Annotated in this window: 25 protein-coding genes and 1 pseudogene; 9 read left to right on the forward strand and 17 right to left on the reverse strand. The window is 63.1% G+C overall.

Translation table 11 applies throughout. The features are described 5' to 3' along the window. Positions 1–262: 262 nt before the first annotated feature. Positions 263–853, reverse strand: a complete 591-nt coding sequence (locus tag QZ213_RS10010) for an NAD(P)H-dependent oxidoreductase (RefSeq protein WP_291685909.1) — start codon at positions 851–853, stop codon at positions 263–265. Between the two features lie 282 nt (positions 854–1,135). Between QZ213_RS10010 and QZ213_RS10015 the strand changes: the two genes are divergently transcribed. Then, positions 1,136–3,220 (forward strand): HAMP domain-containing methyl-accepting chemotaxis protein, encoded by a 2,085-nt coding sequence (locus QZ213_RS10015; protein WP_291685929.1) that lies wholly within the window; start codon positions 1,136–1,138, stop codon positions 3,218–3,220. A 52-nt stretch (positions 3,221–3,272) separates the two neighbouring features. On the opposite strand, the gene QZ213_RS10020 is transcribed toward QZ213_RS10015, so the two are convergent. The 7 genes from QZ213_RS10020 to QZ213_RS10045 all read right to left on the reverse strand — a co-directional run bounded on the left by QZ213_RS10020 (position 3,273) and on the right by QZ213_RS10045 (position 7,396). Further along, positions 3,273–3,422, reverse strand: a complete 150-nt coding sequence (locus QZ213_RS10020; protein ID WP_016843021.1) for a hypothetical protein — start codon at positions 3,420–3,422, stop codon at positions 3,273–3,275. An 80-nt stretch (positions 3,423–3,502) separates the two neighbouring features. Beyond that, positions 3,503–3,865, reverse strand: coding sequence for a cytochrome c (locus QZ213_RS10025; protein WP_291685910.1), 363 nt, complete (start codon positions 3,863–3,865; stop codon positions 3,503–3,505). A gap of 41 nt (positions 3,866–3,906) precedes the next feature. Beyond that, positions 3,907–4,392 (reverse strand): hypothetical protein, encoded by a 486-nt coding sequence (locus QZ213_RS10030; RefSeq protein WP_291685930.1) that lies wholly within the window; start codon positions 4,390–4,392, stop codon positions 3,907–3,909. Positions 4,393–4,531: 139 nt separating this feature from the next. Next, complete coding sequence (locus tag QZ213_RS10035) at positions 4,532–5,317, reverse strand: tetratricopeptide repeat protein (RefSeq protein ID WP_291685911.1); 786 nt, start codon at positions 5,315–5,317, stop codon at positions 4,532–4,534. Between the two features lie 131 nt (positions 5,318–5,448). Next, complete coding sequence (locus tag QZ213_RS27160; protein WP_365885057.1) at positions 5,449–5,847, reverse strand: substrate-binding domain-containing protein; 399 nt, start codon at positions 5,845–5,847, stop codon at positions 5,449–5,451. After that, positions 5,751–6,137: a substrate-binding domain-containing protein gene (locus QZ213_RS27165; protein ID WP_365885055.1), complete on the reverse strand. Its 387-nt coding sequence runs from the start codon at positions 6,135–6,137 to the stop codon at positions 5,751–5,753. The genes QZ213_RS27160 and QZ213_RS27165 overlap by 97 nt, the downstream gene beginning before the upstream one ends. A 221-nt stretch (positions 6,138–6,358) precedes the next feature. Then, a complete protein-coding gene (locus tag QZ213_RS10045; RefSeq protein ID WP_291685912.1) occupies positions 6,359–7,396 on the reverse strand; it encodes a glutamine synthetase beta-grasp domain-containing protein in 1,038 nt (345 codons plus the stop codon). 591 nt (positions 7,397–7,987) lie between these two features. On the opposite strand from QZ213_RS10045, the gene QZ213_RS10050 reads away from it, so the two are divergent. Next, entirely contained in the window at positions 7,988–8,188 is a 201-nt protein-coding gene (locus QZ213_RS10050; protein WP_291685913.1) for a DUF2735 domain-containing protein, read from the forward strand. Between the two features lie 139 nt (positions 8,189–8,327). Here the strand turns inward: QZ213_RS10050 and QZ213_RS10055 are convergent, their stop codons facing one another. Beyond that, entirely contained in the window at positions 8,328–8,564 is a 237-nt protein-coding gene (locus QZ213_RS10055; protein WP_365885056.1) for an MliC family protein, read from the reverse strand. 174 nt (positions 8,565–8,738) lie between these two features. On the opposite strand from QZ213_RS10055, the gene QZ213_RS10060 reads away from it, so the two are divergent. Next, the gene (locus QZ213_RS10060; RefSeq protein ID WP_291685915.1) at positions 8,739–9,485 is read left to right on the forward strand and encodes a tyrosine-protein phosphatase; all 747 of its coding nucleotides are present in this window, start codon (positions 8,739–8,741) and stop codon (positions 9,483–9,485) included. A gap of 41 nt (positions 9,486–9,526) precedes the next feature. Here QZ213_RS10060 and QZ213_RS10065 read toward each other — a convergent pair whose 3' ends face one another. Further along, on the reverse strand, positions 9,527–9,736 hold the full coding sequence (locus QZ213_RS10065) for a hypothetical protein (RefSeq protein WP_291685916.1): 210 nt from the start codon (positions 9,734–9,736) through the stop codon (positions 9,527–9,529). 335 nt (positions 9,737–10,071) lie between these two features. Between QZ213_RS10065 and fabG the strand changes: the two genes are divergently transcribed. After that, positions 10,072–10,752 carry a 3-oxoacyl-ACP reductase FabG gene (gene fabG / locus QZ213_RS10070; RefSeq protein ID WP_291685917.1) on the forward strand — a complete coding sequence of 227 codons (681 nt, stop codon included), beginning with the start codon at positions 10,072–10,074 and terminating at the stop codon, positions 10,750–10,752. A 21-nt stretch (positions 10,753–10,773) separates the two neighbouring features. On the opposite strand, the gene QZ213_RS10075 is transcribed toward fabG, so the two are convergent. Together QZ213_RS10075 and QZ213_RS10080 are read right to left on the reverse strand one after the other, a co-directional pair. Then, entirely contained in the window at positions 10,774–11,481 is a 708-nt protein-coding gene (locus QZ213_RS10075) for a hypothetical protein (protein ID WP_291685918.1), read from the reverse strand. A 72-nt stretch (positions 11,482–11,553) separates the two neighbouring features. Then, a complete protein-coding gene (locus QZ213_RS10080) occupies positions 11,554–11,733 on the reverse strand; it encodes a hypothetical protein (RefSeq protein ID WP_291685919.1) in 180 nt (59 codons plus the stop codon). 295 nt (positions 11,734–12,028) lie between these two features. Between QZ213_RS10080 and QZ213_RS10085 the strand changes: the two genes are divergently transcribed. Then, positions 12,029–12,715: a DUF2161 family putative PD-(D/E)XK-type phosphodiesterase gene (locus QZ213_RS10085; protein ID WP_291685920.1), complete on the forward strand. Its 687-nt coding sequence runs from the start codon at positions 12,029–12,031 to the stop codon at positions 12,713–12,715. A 165-nt stretch (positions 12,716–12,880) separates the two neighbouring features. After that, complete coding sequence (locus QZ213_RS10090; protein WP_291685921.1) at positions 12,881–13,183, forward strand: hypothetical protein; 303 nt, start codon at positions 12,881–12,883, stop codon at positions 13,181–13,183. Positions 13,184–13,251: 68 nt separating this feature from the next. Here the strand turns inward: QZ213_RS10090 and QZ213_RS10095 are convergent, their stop codons facing one another. Both QZ213_RS10095 and QZ213_RS10100 read right to left on the reverse strand, forming a co-directional pair. Continuing rightward, on the reverse strand, positions 13,252–13,875 hold the full coding sequence (locus QZ213_RS10095; protein ID WP_291685922.1) for a GNAT family N-acetyltransferase: 624 nt from the start codon (positions 13,873–13,875) through the stop codon (positions 13,252–13,254). Between the two features lie 151 nt (positions 13,876–14,026). Further along, positions 14,027–14,428, reverse strand: a complete 402-nt coding sequence (locus QZ213_RS10100; RefSeq protein WP_291685923.1) for a PaaI family thioesterase — start codon at positions 14,426–14,428, stop codon at positions 14,027–14,029. A 120-nt stretch (positions 14,429–14,548) separates the two neighbouring features. Between QZ213_RS10100 and QZ213_RS10105 the strand changes: the two are divergent. Beyond that, positions 14,549–14,683, forward strand: a pseudogene (locus tag QZ213_RS10105) (cobalamin-binding protein); the annotation flags it as partial. A 42-nt stretch (positions 14,684–14,725) separates the two neighbouring features. On the opposite strand, the gene QZ213_RS10110 reads toward QZ213_RS10105, so the two are convergent. Next, positions 14,726–16,006, reverse strand: a complete 1,281-nt coding sequence (locus QZ213_RS10110) for an ArgE/DapE family deacylase (RefSeq protein ID WP_291685924.1) — start codon at positions 16,004–16,006, stop codon at positions 14,726–14,728. Between the two features lie 97 nt (positions 16,007–16,103). Between QZ213_RS10110 and QZ213_RS10115 the strand changes: the two genes are divergently transcribed. Together QZ213_RS10115 and QZ213_RS10120 are read left to right on the forward strand one after the other, a co-directional pair. Beyond that, entirely contained in the window at positions 16,104–16,256 is a 153-nt protein-coding gene (locus QZ213_RS10115; RefSeq protein ID WP_291685925.1) for a hypothetical protein, read from the forward strand. Positions 16,257–16,276: 20 nt separating this feature from the next. After that, on the forward strand, positions 16,277–16,525 hold the full coding sequence (locus tag QZ213_RS10120) for a DUF6719 family protein (RefSeq protein ID WP_291685926.1): 249 nt from the start codon (positions 16,277–16,279) through the stop codon (positions 16,523–16,525). Between the two features lie 71 nt (positions 16,526–16,596). On the opposite strand, the gene QZ213_RS10125 is transcribed toward QZ213_RS10120, so the two are convergent. Further along, positions 16,597–17,022 (reverse strand): hypothetical protein, encoded by a 426-nt coding sequence (locus tag QZ213_RS10125; RefSeq protein WP_291685927.1) that lies wholly within the window; start codon positions 17,020–17,022, stop codon positions 16,597–16,599. Between the two features lie 47 nt (positions 17,023–17,069). Further along, entirely contained in the window at positions 17,070–17,231 is a 162-nt protein-coding gene (locus QZ213_RS10130; RefSeq protein WP_291685928.1) for a hypothetical protein, read from the reverse strand. Between the last annotated feature and the right edge of the window lie 479 nt (positions 17,232–17,710).

Here is a 17,710-nt window from a genome sequence, read left to right on the forward strand (position 1 = left end):
GATCGCCGAGGAGAGCGCGAAGGAAACCGTTAAAACCATTGCGTGCGGGGATGCCGGGTGATTTCCGGTGCGACCGCTGTGAATACTCGTGTGCATCTTTAACTACCACTTCGCACACGAGGCTGCGGGTGCACTGGGCACCCGGCATTCCCCACGCCCTCTTTCGGGGCGGAAGGTTTTGCAAGACTCGGGCGCATCGCGCCGCGGGATCGCGAAGATGTGCGTTGCCATGATTGCGAGCCAACGGGCTCGGGTGGTCCGGTCAATACGGCGGCTTCTTCCGCTCGCGCTGCGCCTTGGCTGCTTCCATCCACCACGCGAGATCGTCGGCGAACCGCGGAAACGCATGCTCGAGCGCCTTGCCGCCCTCGCCGGTCGACTTGCCGTCAGCGGACAGCGTCTGCGCGATCGGCCCGACCGCGATAGCGCTCGAGATCACCACCATACCCATTTCCGACAGCGTGCCGTGCCACGCCAGCGCAGCGCGGGCGCCGGCAAAACGGCCGGCCGAATAAGACGCGATGGCGGCGGGACGCCAGAACCATTCCTCGAGAAAATGATCGGTGAGGTTCTTCAGCCCCGGCTGGATGCCCCAATTATATTCGCCGGTGACGAACACAAATCCGTCGGCGCCACGGATCTGACCGGCGAGTTTTTCCAATGCGGCGGGCGCCTGCCCTTTCGGATATTCCTTGTACATCCGGTCCAGCATCGGCAGGCCGACCGCGCGAGCGTCGATCAGCTCGACCTCGTCGCCGCGGCCGCGCAGTCCGTCGACGACGAACTGCGCCAGGCGGATGCCCATGCGGTCCGAGCGGTAGGAGCCGTAGAACACGAGAATGCGGTTGGCCACGGGCCGGATCATAGCACAGGGAGCACCGCGCGCAGCCCCGATCCGCCTTGCGGCCCCGAACTTAGGCCGCCGCCGAACGACCAGAGGAGTCCAATCAAACGGGGGCCACCATGACCGACCAGCCGCCACCTACAACGTGAAATGAGAGAGCCGGTATCGGCCTGGCAATCCGGAGATCGTGGCCGGCCGCGCCAGTCCGCCCCAGCAACGTAAACCCGGGATTAAGACCGGCAATTTACGGTGAAGGCCCCATTCCTGACCATCGTGAACGGCTCAAAACCCATGAAAATCGATACCCTGCTGACCGCCGCCATCGTCTCGCTTTCAGCGGTCGGCGGAGGGCTTGCGGCCTATGTCGCGGTCACGAAATACCAGATGATGGACCGCGTTTCGGTCGCGCAAGCCAGGCTGGAGATCGTCCGGGCCGTGGGCGACCTTCCCCGCTATATCAATCCCGAGCGCGGCTTTTCCACCAACATCCTGTTCGGACCGCCGGCCGTCGATCCGAAGCAGCTTGCGGAACTCAACGACAAGTACCGCAAGCAGACCGACGGCGCGCGCAACAAGATGAACCAGATCAAGAGCACCCTGCCCGGTGCGCTCGATGACGGCGCCGCGGTGGGAAGCGCGATCGACGCCTTGAATACGAAATTCTCCGCGTTGCGCGAGTCCATCGACAAGGCCATCGCGGGTCCGGTCGACGCCCGCCGCGATGCGGCCAAGAAGATCGTCGCCGACAACTCGGCGTTCAACACCGCGGTCACCGCGCTGCTCGACGAGCAGGTCCGCAAGATGGCCCAGCTCGACGGCGACGCCTACCGCCAGGCAAGCTTCGCCAACATCGCCTGGACCCTGCGCGACATCGGCGGTCTCAATGCCAGCCTTCACAAGAACCTGGTCGGCGCCAAACGCGCGGCCACCGATGCCGAAAAGATGGATTTGAGCCGTGTACAGGGGCGCACCGACCAGATCCTCTCCTCGCTCCAGGAATTGCGCGGCAATCCGGCGACGCCCGCCAACGTCGCGGCGGCGCTCAACGGCATGAACGAAGCCTATGTCGAGCGGTTCGGCAAGGAGCTGAAGATGGTGAAGGACGGCGCCGTCAGCGGCCAATACGAGCACGACGCCGACGCCTTCTTCGTGGAGTCGCAGCGCGGCCTGGCCTCGGTCGTCGAGGTGCGCGACGCCTTCTATGACAACGCCGAACAAATCCTTGGAGCAGCCTATTCGGCAGCGCGCCTCAGCTTCATGATCGCGCTCGCAGGCCTCGCCGCGGTTGCCATTGCGAGCGCCGCCATGGTGGTGATGGTCCGCCGCCGCATTTGCCGGCCGATCCTCGACCTCACCGCCTCGATGTCGCGTCTCGCCGGCGGCGACGTTTCCAGCGAAATCCCGGGCACCGAGCGCAGCGACGAGATCGGCGCGATGGCGGCTGCCGTCGGGGTCTTCAAGAATAATATGATCGCGGCGGATCGTCTGGCCGCCGAGAAGGAAGCGGAGAATGACGTCAAGATGCGGCGCGCGCGCGTGCTCGACGACCTCACCCGCGCCTTCGAGGCGAAGGTGAGCGAACTGGTCGGCGGACTGTCGTCGGCCTCGGCCAAGATGGAAGATACCGCCCAGTCGATGACCTCGACCGCGGCGGACACCAACCGCCAGGCCGCGATCGTCGCCGCCGCCTCCGAACAGACCTCGACCAACGTGCAGACGGTCGCCAGCGCCACGGAAGAGCTGACATCCTCGATTACGGAAATCGGCCGCCAGGTCGCCCAATCTGCCGAGATCGCGGCGCGCGCCGTCGAGAATGCCCGTCGCACCGGCGATACCGCGCGCTCGCTGGCCGACGGTGCACAGAAGATCGGCGACGTCGTTACCTTGATCCAGAGCATCGCCGCGCAGACCAATTTGCTCGCGCTCAACGCGACCATCGAGGCGGCGCGTGCCGGAGACGCCGGACGGGGTTTTGCCGTCGTGGCATCCGAGGTCAAATCCCTGGCCGGCCAGACAGCGAAGGCCACGACCGAAATATCGGAACAGATCGCGGCCATCCAGACCGCCAGCGACGAGACGGTAACGGCGATCAGGAACGTGGCCGACGTGATCGCCGAGATCGATCAGATCGGCGTTGCGATCGCATCCGCCATCGAACAACAGGGATCGGCGACCAAGGAGATTTCCCGCAGCGTCCAGGAAGCCGCGCGGGGCACGCAGGAAGTCAACTCGAATATTTCCGGCGTCCAGCAGGCGGCCAACCACACCGGCTCCGCCGCCAATCAGGTGCTGGGCGCCGCAGCCCAGCTGTCGTCCCAATCGGGCGATCTCGCCGCGCAGGTCAATCGCTTCCTCTCTGAGGTCAGGGCCGCGTAGCCGGTGTGTATTCGAACGGCTCCGTTTCGATTCCATCGAAACGGAAAAGGTCCTAGTGCCGCTTGAAATACTGCACGTCACGCTCGTGCTTTTCGGCGGCGGCACGCGACTTGAAGGTGCCCAGATTGCGGCGCTTGCCGGTTTTCGGATTCACTTTCCGGGAATAGAGCCGGTACTCGCCCGATCGCAATTTTCGGATCATGGAACAGCGCCTCCTTCAGCGTATGCGTCGCAATAACCGCGATCGCCCCGCTCGCGTTCCGCCTTGCACGAGCCCTGCCGCTATTTCCCCACCTTCAGCGACATCATGAACGCGACGATCTCGTCGATCTGATAATCCACAAGGCGCGGATTTGGCATCGCCTCGTGCGGCCCCATGGTGCCGTGGTTCGAGGCGAGAAATTCCCGCAGCGCCTGTTCCGTCAACAACGGCCGCTGCGCCAGTGCCGCAAAACTCGGCCCGGGCGGCGACAGCAGCGGCAATGCCTTCGACTGCGGCGTCACGACATGACACGCGCCGCAGACGCGTTGAGCGAAGCTGCGCCCCGCCACGACCAGGTCGCTGTTGGGCGTCTGGCCCTGCGCGCCGGACACGAAGGCAACGGACAACATCAACGTCAGGAGGGCGGACTGGCGAAGCATCATGACGGCCTCCTTGCCGGCCGCGCGCCCGGAAGCGGCGGGCTCTACGGCTTCTTCTGCGGCGGCGCGAACGACTGATCGCTGAACGGCGACGTCGTCGGCACCTGGATGGCAACGAATCCACGTTGCATCGTTTGATGACAGGAATTGCAGCCGTCGGTCAATTCGCCGACCGCTTTCGCGAAGCGCTTGAAGTCCCTGGCGTCGATGGCGTCGGAAATCGACTGCACCGGCTTCGTCATCGTCGTGACGTTGCTGACGGGAATACCCTCATACAGCACCGCCGCCTCCAACAGGCCTGCCTTGAGCTGGCGAAGTTCATACGTCGCGAGTTCCCAGTTCTGGGCCTTGCCGGCGAACCACAGCTTGATGTGCCGCGTCTGCACCCCGTTCATGATGTCGCCGAGCCGCGGGACATATTGCTCGTTGGTCGGCGATGCACTCAGATTGGACTGGCCGGACTGCGCAATGGCCGGCGGTTCCAACGAGCCAACCATCAGCAGGGCAACAATATATCCACGTAGTTTCATCCGATGCTCCAGGCGGCTAGCGTTTCTGCCGCCCGTGTAGCATGGCCGGCCCCCCGCAGGGTTGATATCCATCAAGGTGGGTGCCGGGGGGCTGCCATGTCGTCACCACCGCGCTGACCCGGCACGGGACAAACGTCGGCTAAAAGCAAAGATTCGTGACGAGGTTTCCGCGCTTGTCCTTGATCACGAGCGGGCATTCCATGCGCTTCAATGCCTGCTTGGCGTCTTCATCGCCGAGCGCTGCGGCGCGCTGGTAATAGGCCTTGGCGGCATCGGAATCCTTCGGGCCGCCGCGGCCTTCCTGGGTGAACGCGCCCATCTGCGCCAGTGCACCGGGATGATTCTGCGCGGCCGCCTTCTCGAACAGGTTTCGCGCGGCGGTATCGTCCTTTGGCCCGCCGGTGCCGTTCGCCAGCATCAGCCCGAGTTGATATTGCGCCTCCGCATTGGTTTCGGCGGCCTTCGCCAACAGCTCCCGTGCGCGCGCAGGATCCGCCGCCGAACCGCCGCCACCGCCGAGTGCCGCGAGATTACTGACGCCGCGGGGATTGCCGGCCTGTGCCGCACGCTCGAACAGTTTTCGCGCCTGCGCTTCGTCCCTGGCGACGCCCGAGCCGGTACCGTAGAGCACGCCGAGTTCGACCATCGCTGAGGTCGAGCCCTTCTCGGCCGCCTTCCGCCAGGCCGCAATTGCTTCCGGCAACTGCCGGTTGGCGGCGTAGGCGCGGCCCAGTTGATAAAGCCCGCGGCGCGAGGAGCCTGACGCGATCCTGCAGAACTTGATCGCGGTCGCGACGTCCGACGGCGCCACATCGGGCGTGCCCTTGACGTCGACCGGCTTGTCGGGATCGGCGGGGTCGGCAGCGACGCGGTCGCACAGCACGAGATCGGCCGACTGCGCCCTTAGCTGACACGGACGGGCCAACCATGCGGACGCCGCGATCGCTATCGCCGAAAGGACAATTCGGCCTGCTACAGCCTTAGATAGCGCGCGGGACGGTTTCATCATGATCCACCAATTGATGGCGGCAGGTTAGCTTCGGAGAACAGGCGGATTCAAGGCTCGAGCCCGGACTCCCGCAGTACCGGGGCGACCTCCGGCGAAGCAAGATATCTTAACAGCGCGTCGGCTTGCGCGGGCTTCAACGACGCCGCCCAGCGGCCGGCGGAAAACACCGCGGCTGTCTGCAGTTCGCGCGGGATCGGCCCGACCACTTCGACACCCGCCACCTGCTTCAACTCGCTGATCTGCTGCACCGCCAGATCGGCCTCGCCGCTGACCAGCAAGGCTGCGGTCAAGCCCGACGGGATGATCCTCGCGCGCGCATTCACCTCGGAGGCGATTCCCAGTCGCTCGATCAGCTGCGCGAAGAAGATGCCGCTGGCGCCGATGCGTGAATAGGCGATCGAACGCGCTCCGAGCAGCGTCGCGCGCAGTGCGGACTCGGTTGCGATGTCGGGATGGGCGGCGCCGGCCTTGACCGCGATGCCGACAAAGGAACGCGCGAGATCAACGCAGCTTGCCGCGATACCACGCTTCCTTGCGTGGCGAGATCGTCGAGCGCCTGCCTGGTCAATATGACGACGTCGGCCGCCTCACCGCCGCGCAGTCGATCCAACAGCCCCAGCGTTGGCGCGAAATCGGCGTCGATGCGCGCGCCGCCCGCGGCCCAATATCGTCCTGCCAGGCCGCGCACCGCTCCCATCAGCGCGAGCGTCGAAAGCACGCGAACGACGTCTTCCATCTCAACTCCCTCGTCGCGGCTCTAAGTCACTCCGCAAGCCGGGACCGCTTCTAGCAGCCCGGCGCGCCGGAGGTGAAGCCGGAAACCGTGCCGTGGGAGGGAAGCGGCATACAGCTGATGGTGAACGCCAAAACGCAACGATCCGCCAAAGCGACCGGCGCTTTGACGGATCAGGTTGCGGCCCGGACCGCCCCCGGTCCGGGCCCCTATGTCCTTTCGTCTTAGGCCGCGGCCGCCTTGGCGGAGGTCGGCACCGACGAGATCGTCTTCAGGATCTGCGAAGCGATCTGGTAGGGGTCGCCCTGCGAGTTCGGGCGGCGATCTTCCAGATAGCCTTTGTAGCCGCTATTGGCGAAGCTGTGGGGCACGCGGATCGAGGCGCCGCGGTCCGCGATACCGTAACTGAAGGTATCGATCGAGGCGGTCTCGTGCTTGCCGGTCAGGCGCATGTGGTTGTCCGGTCCATAAACAGCGATGTGGTCGGCGCGGTTGGCCTTGAACGCCTCCATGAGCTTCTCGAAGTACTCCTTGCCGCCGACTTCGCGCATATAGGTGGTGGAGAAGTTGGCATGCATGCCGGAGCCGTTCCAGTCGGTGTCGCCGAGCGGCTTGCAGTGGAATTCGATATCGACGCCGTACTTTTCGGTCAGGCGCAGCATCAGGTAGCGAGCCATCCACATCTCGTCAGCGGCCTTCTTGGAGCCCTTGCCGAAGATCTGGAATTCCCACTGGCCCTTCGCCACTTCGGCGTTGATGCCTTCGTGGTTGATGCCAGCGGCGAGACAGAGGTCGAGATGTTCTTCCACCATCTTGCGAGCGACGTCGCCGACGTTCTTGTAGCCGACGCCGGTGTAATACGGGCCCTGCGGCGCGGGATAGCCGCTGGCCGGGAAGCCGAGCGGACGGCCGTCCTTGTAGAAGAAATATTCCTGCTCGAAGCCGAACCATGCGCCGGGATCGTCGAGAATGGTGGCGCGCTTGTTGGTGGCGTGCGGGGTCTTGCCATCGGGCATCATGACTTCGCACATCACCAGCGCGCCATTGGTGCGCGCGCCGTCCGGATAAACCGCGACCGGCTTCAGCACGCAGTCGGAGCTATGGCCTTCGGCCTGCATGGTCGAGCTTCCATCGAATCCCCACAACGGAAGCTGTTCGAGCGTCGGAAATACATCGAATTCCTTGATCTGCGTTTTGCCGCGCAAATTCGGCGTCGGCGAGTATCCGTCGAGCCATATATACTCGAGCTTGTACTTGGTCATTGAGCCTCTCATGAGTTGATGAAGGTGGGGAACCGAAGGCTGTTGGTCACCACATGCGTACCCGGCCACAATCGGCCGCTTCCTACCAAGCAATAAGAGTGCCAAATTGCCGCACTGCGGCACCGGGGTCGGTGGTGGGGTAGCCCTCAGCTTTGTCGCCGGGACTCAGATTTTGGGTGCGGCAAAGGCGCGCGGGGTACGTTCGCGCAGGCACAGGCACGGCACGATTGAGGCCCAAACGGCGCTCGATTCTGCGGCATCCAGTGGCCTGTCGCCTCGTTGCGATTAAAGCAGCGCCACAGACCGGCAGCCTTCGGCCGGATAGCCGGCCGCTCCCGCAACCTTGCCGACGGTTCAGGCGTTAGCCAGCCGAGACCTGCCGCCCCGGAAGCAAAATCGGGAAATGCCCATTATTTGTACACAAAATGACTTTCCCTTGATCAGGTTGCACCAGCGGCGTGCAGGGACGATATCGGATTCGGTAACCCGCCGAGAACGAGTCGGGCGCAGCATGGTCGATGTGCGGCAACCGTTCGGGAGCCAACCGGCACAACTTGCACCCAGTGCATCGACAAAAGGAGAGATGAGACGATGAATTCGAGTTTGAACCACGGATCGGCCAAGATCTATCAATTCCCGGCCGGGGGCCGCGCGGCTCTCGGTGGGCGTCGCTATGACGAGCCAGAATCGGCAATCGAGCAGGCTTCGTCGCGGGTGAACGAAGCGGTCTGCAGCGGCAGCTGGTATCACGAAGCGGCGATCCAGGAGTCCAAGCCGGCATGGGAGCGTTGATGCCAGTCGCAAGCCGGATACCGATACGCTGCCCGTCTACGCCGCGATATCGAGTGGGTTGAAAGGGTCGGGACGAAATCGTTCCGGCCCTTATTCTTTAGCAGGCCTTCTTTGTCCAAATTTTCTTCAGCCGGGCTCCTTAGCCAAGTTCGCACGCCGTCACCGGCCGCCTGGCGCGTTTGACCGTGGTGCCGGTCTTGGTGATTTTCAACGTGACGCCGCTTCCCGAATAACGCGCACCGGACAGGGCAAAGCGCCTGGCAAGCGTCACTGCCTTGCCATCGATCTGCAGATGGGCGCGCTTGTCGTATTCAAAAAATCCGACGATGAATTGAGCGCCGTCGGCGTAGCGATAATTCTGGAAGGTCTGCGCCATTGCCGGCGATGAGCCGGCCGCCGCGAGCAACAATATTGCACCAGGAATTGCAAGATTTGAATGCTTTCGCCAATTCATATTCGCCCCCTAATTCATGAGTATAGACCAGCCCAAACCGCGCGATATGCCTTGCCGGTCATTTCTCCGCCGCGGATGATGGCTTAGACTGCGCCGATGTCAGATACCCCTGCCCGCCATCTCAACCTCTCCGGAGCCAGCAATTTCCGCGATCTCGGCGGCTATCCCGGAACAGATGGCCGTATCGTGCGCTGGCGGCAGATCTTCCGTTCCAACCATCTCGGACACCTTACCGAGGACGACATCGAAGTGCTGCGGCCGCTCGGGCTGAAGAGTGCGTTCGATCTTCGCGGCACTGAGGAGCGCGTGGCGGCGACGTGCGGGTTAGCGGAGATCGCGGTTCATTCGCTGCCGATCGAGCCGACCGTGGTCGCGGCGCTGCGGGCACGCCTCGCCGACGGCGCCGTGCTGTCGTCGGCCGACGCGCTGGAGGTGATGCGCGATTCCTATCGCAACTATGTGCGTTACAACACGCCGAGCTTCCGCGCACTTTTTGCGCATCTGCTTGAAGACCGCGCGCCGCTGGTCGTTCATTGCACCGCCGGCAAGGACCGCACCGGTTTCGCCTGCGCACTGATCCTGCATGCGCTCGGCGTGGCGGAAGAGATGATCGCCGAGGATTACCTGCTGACCAACCGCTTCTACCGCCGCGATCCCGGCGCCTCGAGTGACCTGCCCGACGACGTCAAGCAGGTGCTCGGATCGGTGCGAGGTTCCTTCCTGGCCGCCGCGTTCGAGGCCATCAGCGCCGATTACGGCAACCTCGAAAGCTATTTCAGAGACGGCCTCGGCCTCGGTGCAGAAGAGCGTGCGGCGCTCGAGGCCCGGTATTTGGAACCCTGAGGTCCCCCGCCGGCCAAGGCTGGCCGTAGAAAGAAGTGGCGTTATGCCGCCGCTTCCAATTCCGCATCAAGGTCGGCGATGACGTCCTCGAATGCCGAAATCGCCTGCTGAACCGCGGCGATCTGCAGCAGTTCCCAGCTGCTGATCGGGCCGTTGCGGTTTTGCAGCGCGACTATCAAATCCCGCCGCTGTTCCTTGAGCTGAACCAGCGGCAAACCGTGATCAGGTAAATAACCCATGACGTCTTCCAACCCTCATTGGACTAGAACGCCAGCGTAGCCGGATTGGCCTGCAATCCGCTTACAGAACTCCGACAAATTTTAGCTAATGGCCGGGATTTGCCGATGCGGGGGATCTAGGCCGTCGCACCGAGCGCGCCCTCTGCGCCAAGTGCGAAAGCGGATATTTGAGACCGACGAGATCGAGGTGCTGCAAGGCCGCGGTGCATCAGCCATTTGAACCCCCAAAATATCAGGTCGCGGGGCGGTCCTCTTGAAACCGCCATTGGGCGCAAAACGTGCAGCATTGCAAATGAATTTGCCGTGGCGGTAGTGTGGGGTCCCTCTCCCCTCGCCCGGAGCTTCCCATGGACGGAAAAGTCGTTGTGATCACCGGCGCGTCGGGGGCGCTTGGCAAGGTGGTCGCGGAAACCGCAACCGCGCGGGGCGCCCGCGTCGCCGGGGTGGATCATGCGACCTCCCAACTCCCAGCGACGGAGAAGCGGATTGAGCTTGGCGGCGTCGACCTTTCCGACGCGATCTCGGCCAACAGAGCCATCGATGCGGCCGCGGCACATTTCGGCAGGCTCGACGCGTTGGTCAATATCGCCGGCGGCTTCGCCTTCGAGACGGTGGCCGACGGCGACTCCCAAACCTGGCAACGCATGTATGCCCTCAACGTCCTCACGGCGCTGAACGCATCGCGGTCGGCGATCCCGCATCTGGTAGCATCCGGCGCGGGGCGGATTGTCAATGTCGGTGCGATGGCCGCGCTGCAGGCGGGCTCCGGCATGGGCGCCTACGCCGCCTCCAAGGCCGGCGTGCACCGGCTCACCGAGGCGTTGGCGGCCGAGTGGAAAGGCAGGATCACCGTCAACGCCGTGCTGCCCTCGACCATCGACACCCCGGCCAATCGCGCCAGCATGCCGCGGGCCGATTTCGCCAAATGGGTGACGCCGCAAGAGCTGGCGGACGTGATCCTGTTTCTCGCCAGCGATGCCGCCAGCGCCGTCACCGGCGCGCTGCTCCCGGTGAGCGGGCGCGTGTAGTGAAAAGAACGAGATTGAACCTCACGCCTCTGCCAACTTCCTCAACACCGCGCTGAAGCGAATGCTGCGCTTGCCGACCAGGGCGGTTGCTTCCGCGACCGCTCCCTCATCGGTATAGGTGCCGGAAAAACCGATGCCGACTTCGTAGCCGCCGAACACCGGCCGTTCGCCCTGGCTTGGGGTGTGCTCGTGATTGACCAGTTCGCCCTTCCATCTGCCGTTCGCACTGGTGTAGGCGCCGACATAATCAAAGAACGCATCGCCGCCACGGATTCGGCCGTCGTGCAACACCATGACGCCGGTATTGCCGCCATCGATGCCGTCAAGCATCCGGATATGTATGGAATAGAGGCCGTTCCTGATGCCGCCTTCACTGGCCTTCGGTGCGGGCGGCGCCGCCGCTTCGCTGATCGGGGTCATCACCGAGTTAAAGGCAATGCTTGGCATTTGCGTGGTGCCGCCCTCGAAAAAATATTGCTCGCCCTGCTGGCGGCCTTTGAGCGAGAGCGTGACCTTGTCGGCCTTCAGCAGCGGCTGGAAACTCGGATCGTCGTTGTGCCGCATCGTCGAGATGTCCACCGACACCTCGCCGCCTTCGGATTCCCGGTAGGTGCCGATGAACGCGAACGCCGAATTGCCGCCCATCATCTTTCCATCATAGGCATAGATGACGCCACGGCGCGAACCGTGCACCGTATACATTTCCACCTTGTAGAGTCCTTTAAGCATCGTCGCTCCGGCCTTCCTGGCCTGCAACCCATACAATCGGCCGCCATCTGTCGGACGTGCGCGCCGTTCCCTTCAGTCCGGAATCGGCAAACGCGGCTTCGACTTAAATCGAATGCTCTGTTTGCCGGCGAGCGCGATGCCGTCGCCTTCCGCTGTTTCACCGGTATGGGTCCCGGCAAATCCGGTGGTCACCATCTTGCGTTTCCCGACCGGCCGCGCCCCGAATGTCGGCGAAGGTTCCTGGTCGGTCACTTCCCCTTCCATTTGCCGTTCACGGGCGCACAGGACCCGTAGGCAAAAAAGAACGACTCGCCCCGCCCATGGTACCATCGCGCAATACCATGACGCCCTGATTGCCGCCCTCGATGCCGTCAAGCATCTGCACGGTGATGTGTTAGAAGCCCGTTCCTGTTCCGCCTGCCGCCCGTCCGGTCCCGGACCCACAATAGCCGGACCAGTGTCGTTTGACCAAATCCCGGGGTCCGTGGTTTCCGCGATCCGGGCTAAACTGGCGGCATTGAGTCGCACAGGCGGTACTGGAGCCCTCTTGGAAACCGAGCTTTATCTGCCCGTCAAACGCTTCCTCGAAAGCCTCGGTTTCGCCGTCAAGGGCGAGGTCGGAGGGTGCGACCTCGTGGCGTTGAGCGGCGGCGATCCCCCGATCGTGGTGATCGGCGAATTGAAGCTCTCGTTCAATCTCGAGCTGGTGCTGCAGGCGGTCGATCGCGCCGGCGCCTGCGATGAGGTCTGGCTCGCCGCCAAACTGTCCGCCCGCGGCAAGGGACGCGAAAGTGACGCCCGCTATCGCAATCTCTGCCGCCGGCTCGGCTTCGGCATGCTGGCGGTCACCAACACCGGGGACGTGGAGGTAATAGTCAAGCCGCCGACGGCCAGCCCGCGCCGCGATCCGAAGAAGCGCTCCCGTCTGGTTGCCGAACATCGGCGCCGCAAGGGCGATCCAGCGCTCGGCGGCAGCACCCGCGCGCCGATCATGACGGCCTATCGCCAGCAGGCTTTGGCCTGCGCCTCCGCGCTGTCGCAGGGGCCGCGGCGCGTGCGCGATCTCAAGCCGGAGATTCCCGACGCCCCGAAAATTCTGCTACACAATGTCTATGGCTGGTTCGACCGCGCCGAGCGCGGCGTCTATGTCCTGACCGACGCCGGACATGCCGCGCTCAAGCGCTGGCCGCAGCAGCCGATTGATCTTGCCGGCGCCGGCGATTCAGCTTCTTGAACCGTGGCAATCGGAAATCGCGGCGGCTCAAATGATAGTAGTGACGCGCGTATGACAACGCGGCAAAGGCAAAGCCTCTGGTGCATAGCTGGATTGCCACACCAATTACATATTGCAATGCAACATGAGGGGTCCTACGTACTGCGGACCAATTGCGAGGCCCCGATGAGCGAAGACTGGAAAACCAAGTACGGAACGCGCCGTGTCCGGCGCGATCCGCCGACGCTGGATGAAGCGATTTTTGCCGCGGTCGGCATTACCGATGACCAGAAAGCGCAGGCTGAAATCGCCGCTTCGCTGATGGGGCTGCCGATCGAATCCGTGCTGGCCGAAGTGAAGAAGGTCGCGCGCACGACGGCGCGTTCAACCACCCGCGTGATCGCCGGCGAACAGGGCGCGCAGCGTTCGGTGGTGGTCGAACGTCGCGCGGTCAGGCGGTTCGGCAACGACAAGCGCACCGGGACTTAAGCGCGCTACACCGTTGCATTTATTCGCCGGCCCAAAGGCCGGCGAATTGCTGTTTGTAACGCCGTTAATCAGGCCGTCCGGCCCCAGCCAACCATTCCCAGCAAAGCCTTCCAGTAGACGCGGTTGAACTGGACCATGGCGCGCGTCGCCTCGGTCGGCGTTGCGATCGCGAGCTTTGCAAGTTCGATCTGCGGTTGCGGCTTCAGATCGATGGTGCCGGTGGATTCGCCGTGGCGGAACGTCAGGTGCGCGCCGAACTTATTGGCGAGCGCCCGCATAGCCTGATTCTGCGCACCGGTGGTGATCCGCAGCGCCGGATAGCCCTTCCATCGTGCTTCCGAAATCAGCCGCTTGAACAGGATGATGCCGACGCCCTGCCGGCGCACGGACGCCTCCACGGAGAAAGCGATCTCCGGCAACGCGTCCGGGGATTGATCCGGCGGATGCAGTTCCGCGGCACCGCGCACCACGCCGTCCTCGACATAGGCGACGATGATGGTGCCATCATCGGCGCATTTCGCGGCGTAGCGCTCGATGAAGCCGTCATCCATGAAGCCGTTGAAGCGGTCATGGCGGCTCTCCGGATCGAGCCGCAGCAGATGGTCGCGCAGTAACGGAAGTTCTTCTCGCTGAGATAGCGTCCGGACGTAGCCGCTGGCGAACCTGGAACGGGTATTGTCTTCGTGTAGCACGGCAAAACTCCTCTTGGATGGCCCTCGAGGAGGCGTCGAATCCCTAGATCACGAATATTGTGCATCGCAACATGGAATTCAAGAGCGCATCCCGCCTGAAATAACGGCAGAATGTCGCGACCGAATGGTTAACGAAATCGGACACCCGTATTCATACGAGCACCATCTGGGTCTGGGTCACCACTGCCACGAGTTTGCCATCCTCGGTCTCCAGCCGCGTCTGCCAGACCTGGGTGCGGCGGCCGCGGTGCACCGGAGTCGCGGTCGCGACCAGCGTCGTTCCCTCCCTCGCGCCGCCGATGAAATTGGTCTTGCTCTCAATGGTGGTGGTACCCTTGGCGTCCTCGGGCAGATTGACCACGGTGGCGGCGGCGCCGACCGAATCCGCAAAGGCCATGATCGCGCCGCCGTGAATGGTATGGCCGAGGGTGCAAAGATCCGGCCGAACCAGCATCCGCGCCACCACGCGATCCCGTTCCGCTTCGGTGAAGGTGACCCCCTTCAATTCGGCGAAAGGCATCTTCATGGAATTCACTTTTTCGAGCGGCGTCATGCGTCCTCCCCGGTTTTCTTCACGTCGTTGCCCTTAAGAACATGGAATGCCGCGTCAAATCAGGCAATGACGTCCGGGGTAATGTCACGATGACATCGGGTCCACAATTCGCCATGCGCCAGTTTCCTTCCAGCCGTGTGCAACGACCGCATCATCGAAATCAAATCGCCGCTGATCCTGCAGCCCGGCGCCGCCGCGCTGACCGATGGCCTGGACGCAATTGTCGCGGCGCTGTGGCCGGCACCGTCCTCCTGAGCTGCGAGCGCAGCAAGCCTCGAAGGCTGACGAAGAAAGCAACTACGCCTTCTCCACGCCGCACCATTCCGCGATGAACAGCGCGGTGGCCTTGGTCGACTTCCGCAACGAGTCGAGATCGACATATTCATTGAAACCGTGCATCGCCGCACCGCTGGCGCCGAAGCACAGGCTCGGGATGTTGTAGTTCAGCCCATAGAATCGAGTATCCGTGAGCGCGGTGAAGACAAGGTCCTGCACGGAACCTCCATAGACCGCGTTGAAGGCCTTGCCGAAGGCTGCTTCCGCTTCCGCCGAATCCTTCAGCTCATAGCCTTCCGAAAGAAATCCCGACCATTCCACATCAGGCGGATTGTTGGACAGGAAGCGGTGATCGCGCGCCGCCGCGGAAACATGGCTGAGGATTTCGGCCTGGCAGTTGGCCACCGACCAGCCCGGCAATATCGCGATACGGCAATCGACGTCGCACCAAGCCGGCACGCTGGAAGCCCAGTCGCCGCCCTTGATGATGCCGGGATTGAAATTGATCGGGTGCGTCACCGCCTTGAAATGGGGGTCGCTGCTGGCGCGTGCGTTCCATTCGGCCTCGAGTTTTTCCAGCGACTGGATCAGGTGATAGGCCGCGGTGATCGCGTTGGAGCCCGCGCCCGCCTCGAACACGTGCACGGGATGGCCGCGCACTTTGAGGCGGAACCAGATCACGCCGACCTGGGAGCGCACCATCTTGCCGCCGGTCGGTTCGGGGACGAAACAGGCGTCGGCGCGGTAGCCGCGCTGCAGGGTAGAGAGCGCACCGAGGCCGGTGCTCTCCTCCTCGATCACGGACTGGAAGTGAATCCGCCCGGTTGGCTTCACGCCTGCGGCCCGGATTGCATCGAGCGCATAAAGCGCGCCGATGGTGCCGGACTTCATGTCGCAGGCGCCGCGGCCATACATCCTGCCGTCCTTGATCACCGGCGAAAACGGCGGCGTCTCCCACATCTCCAGCGGGCCGGTCGGTACCACGTCGCAATGGCCCTGCAGGATCAGTGATTTTCCCTTGTTGCTTTGGGGACGATAGGTGCCGACCACGGAGCGCGCTTTGGAGAAATCGTGCTCGATCGGACCAAAGCCGCGCAAATCCTTCAAATCGTCGACGTCGATATGCCAGTCGTCGACCTCATAGCCACGCCGGCGCAGGAGATCGCCGATCATGTCCTGGCACGGCCCTTCGGCGCCGCGGGTCGAAGGTATCGCGACAAAATCCATTGTCGTCGCAAGCTGCGCGTCGAACTTGGCGTCGACGGCGTCGAGAATCCTTTGCTTGGTTTCGCTGGCGTTCATTTCCGTCACAATTTTCCGTTGTCGCTTTCAGAATCGCACCCGTGCCAATACAGTGGGGTATCCGGCCGGCGAGATTTCGCGGCCTATGGAGACACGGATGCCCGCCAACCGCAATATCCTCTACCTCATCGTCGGCGCTCTGATCGTCGCGGTGGGTGTGCTCGGCTACAATCTCTATCAGACCAAGAAGGAACCGGAGGGCCTGCAGATCAATGTCGGCCCGAACGGGTTGAAGATCCAAAACAAGTGAAACGATCCGCTGCGCCGGGCATGACGATCTCGCCCATCAGGATCTTCTCGATTTTGCTGCTTGGCGGTTTCGCGCTTTGGCCGCTTCCATCATCGGCCATGGAAGGCCAGGTGTCGCGGGAACAGGACATCGTCAATTTGCAACTGGGCCAGCGCGTCAAGGTCGACGATGGCACCTGTCCCGCCGGCCAGATCAAGGAAGTTTCCGGTGCCAGGATGATCGCAGGCGGGATTCAGCGTGCGGTGAAATGTGTTCCGCGAAAGAAATGATCGATTGCGGGGGCATTGCAATCGACACCGGCCCTTTGCCCGCGAGCGCGCGCCGGACGTTTCCAAACGCGCTATTTCGCCGGCTCGAACATGCATTGCAGCGTCGGCTTGGCAATCCTGGTGAAGGTGGGGCCGATCTCGGATTGTTTTGACGCCGGCACCCAATCGGTCTCGATGGTGGGCACGCCGGTTTCGCCGATGCCCCGCAGCAGCGCTTCGCGCAGGTCGTTGTCTTCGACGGCCGCGGCGGCATGATCGTGCAGGCAGGCGCAGACGGCTTCGGGATGCGCCCATCGCCCGAGCATATGAGGCGCGCACTGGCGCACGAATTCGGCGCGCGGATCGGGAAGTTTCTGCAGCGAGCGAAATTGTATTTGCTGAACTTGCGCCTGCTGGATCGGGGTCTGCTGAACCGGAATCTGCCCGCCTTGCGCGCGTGCCGAACCGGCCAAGACGAACGACGCGACAGCGACTGCGGCACTGATATGAAAATGCATGATGGCCTTACCGGCAACTTTCTTGAAGCGTCTGTCTCAGTGCCGTCTCAACGGACCGCAACGAGGATGGCCTGCCGAGCTGAAGTGACGGCCGGAGAGCCGGTATAGGCGAAGGTGCCGACACCCGGCAGGCTGCTATCGGCAGAACCAGCCATTGTGGCGGCGGCAAGCACGAAGGCGAAGGCTAGGATGATGCTGAGGGTTCGCATTTGACTGTCTCCGCTTGGCGCCACCGGCGCTGTCCGCCGTTCTTGTTGTCGCCTTGATAACCATGCGGCGTTTCCGGAGTTCTGCGCCAAAAGCGAAAAATGGTTTCGTCGCGCGGACAATTGTTTCGTCGCCGCGGGGCGGACGAAATAATCCCCAAAAAATCCCAATGACTTCAGTCGGATGCCCCGCCGGTTCATCGGCCTGGAGGGCAGCCCCGCGCTGGCCGATCGCGACCTTTCATCTGGGGCGCCGGGGCGGGCTTGGAAACGAGAGCCGCTTTTTAACCTTTCTCTGTTGAAGAAGCGCCCTGACGGCCCAAGACCTGCGTACCGCAACGTCGAGCCGGGCGTCACAATCGGACACGCGTTGCAACTTTTCTAGGCTGTTGCGCGTTGTGGTTTCGGCTTCAACGAGGGGATTTCAGTGTCGGGCAATGGCAACATCGGCGTCGGCGGTAAGACCGCAACGCGCAGACCGG

It is taken from the genome of Bradyrhizobium sp. (assembly GCF_017881085.1).
GTDB lineage: Bacteria > Pseudomonadota > Alphaproteobacteria > Rhizobiales > Xanthobacteraceae > Bradyrhizobium.

Bases quoted from the DNA above. Each gene is read 5' to 3' on its own strand.
- QZ213_RS10055 (WP_365885056.1), bottom strand. From the start codon at position 8,564: ATGGCGCAGACCTTCCAGAATTATCGCTACGCCGACGGCGCTCAATTC.
- QZ213_RS10115 (WP_291685925.1), top strand. From the start codon at position 16,104: ATGCCCGCCAACCGCAATATCCTCTACCTCATCGTCGGCGCTCTGATC.
- QZ213_RS10025 (WP_291685910.1), bottom strand. From the start codon at position 3,865: ATGATGCTTCGCCAGTCCGCCCTCCTGACGTTGATGTTGTCCGTTGCC.
- fabG (WP_291685917.1), top strand. From the start codon at position 10,072: ATGGACGGAAAAGTCGTTGTGATCACCGGCGCGTCGGGGGCGCTTGGC.
- QZ213_RS10015 (WP_291685929.1), top strand. From the start codon at position 1,136: ATGAAAATCGATACCCTGCTGACCGCCGCCATCGTCTCGCTTTCAGCG.
- QZ213_RS10050 (WP_291685913.1), top strand. From the start codon at position 7,988: ATGAATTCGAGTTTGAACCACGGATCGGCCAAGATCTATCAATTCCCG.
- QZ213_RS10075 (WP_291685918.1), bottom strand. From the start codon at position 11,481: ATGCTTAAAGGACTCTACAAGGTGGAAATGTATACGGTGCACGGTTCG.
- QZ213_RS10045 (WP_291685912.1), bottom strand. From the start codon at position 7,396: ATGACCAAGTACAAGCTCGAGTATATATGGCTCGACGGATACTCGCCG.
- QZ213_RS10090 (WP_291685921.1), top strand. From the start codon at position 12,881: ATGAGCGAAGACTGGAAAACCAAGTACGGAACGCGCCGTGTCCGGCGC.
- QZ213_RS10030 (WP_291685930.1), bottom strand. From the start codon at position 4,392: ATGAAACTACGTGGATATATTGTTGCCCTGCTGATGGTTGGCTCGTTG.
- QZ213_RS10130 (WP_291685928.1), bottom strand. From the start codon at position 17,231: ATGCGAACCCTCAGCATCATCCTAGCCTTCGCCTTCGTGCTTGCCGCC.
- QZ213_RS10100 (WP_291685923.1), bottom strand. From the start codon at position 14,428: ATGACGCCGCTCGAAAAAGTGAATTCCATGAAGATGCCTTTCGCCGAA.
- QZ213_RS10060 (WP_291685915.1), top strand. From the start codon at position 8,739: ATGTCAGATACCCCTGCCCGCCATCTCAACCTCTCCGGAGCCAGCAAT.
- QZ213_RS10120 (WP_291685926.1), top strand. From the start codon at position 16,277: ATGACGATCTCGCCCATCAGGATCTTCTCGATTTTGCTGCTTGGCGGT.
- QZ213_RS10125 (WP_291685927.1), bottom strand. From the start codon at position 17,022: ATGCATTTTCATATCAGTGCCGCAGTCGCTGTCGCGTCGTTCGTCTTG.
- QZ213_RS27165 (WP_365885055.1), bottom strand. From the start codon at position 6,137: ATGGAAGACGTCGTTCGCGTGCTTTCGACGCTCGCGCTGATGGGAGCG.
- QZ213_RS10110 (WP_291685924.1), bottom strand. From the start codon at position 16,006: ATGAACGCCAGCGAAACCAAGCAAAGGATTCTCGACGCCGTCGACGCC.
- QZ213_RS10020 (WP_016843021.1), bottom strand. From the start codon at position 3,422: ATGATCCGAAAATTGCGATCGGGCGAGTACCGGCTCTATTCCCGGAAA.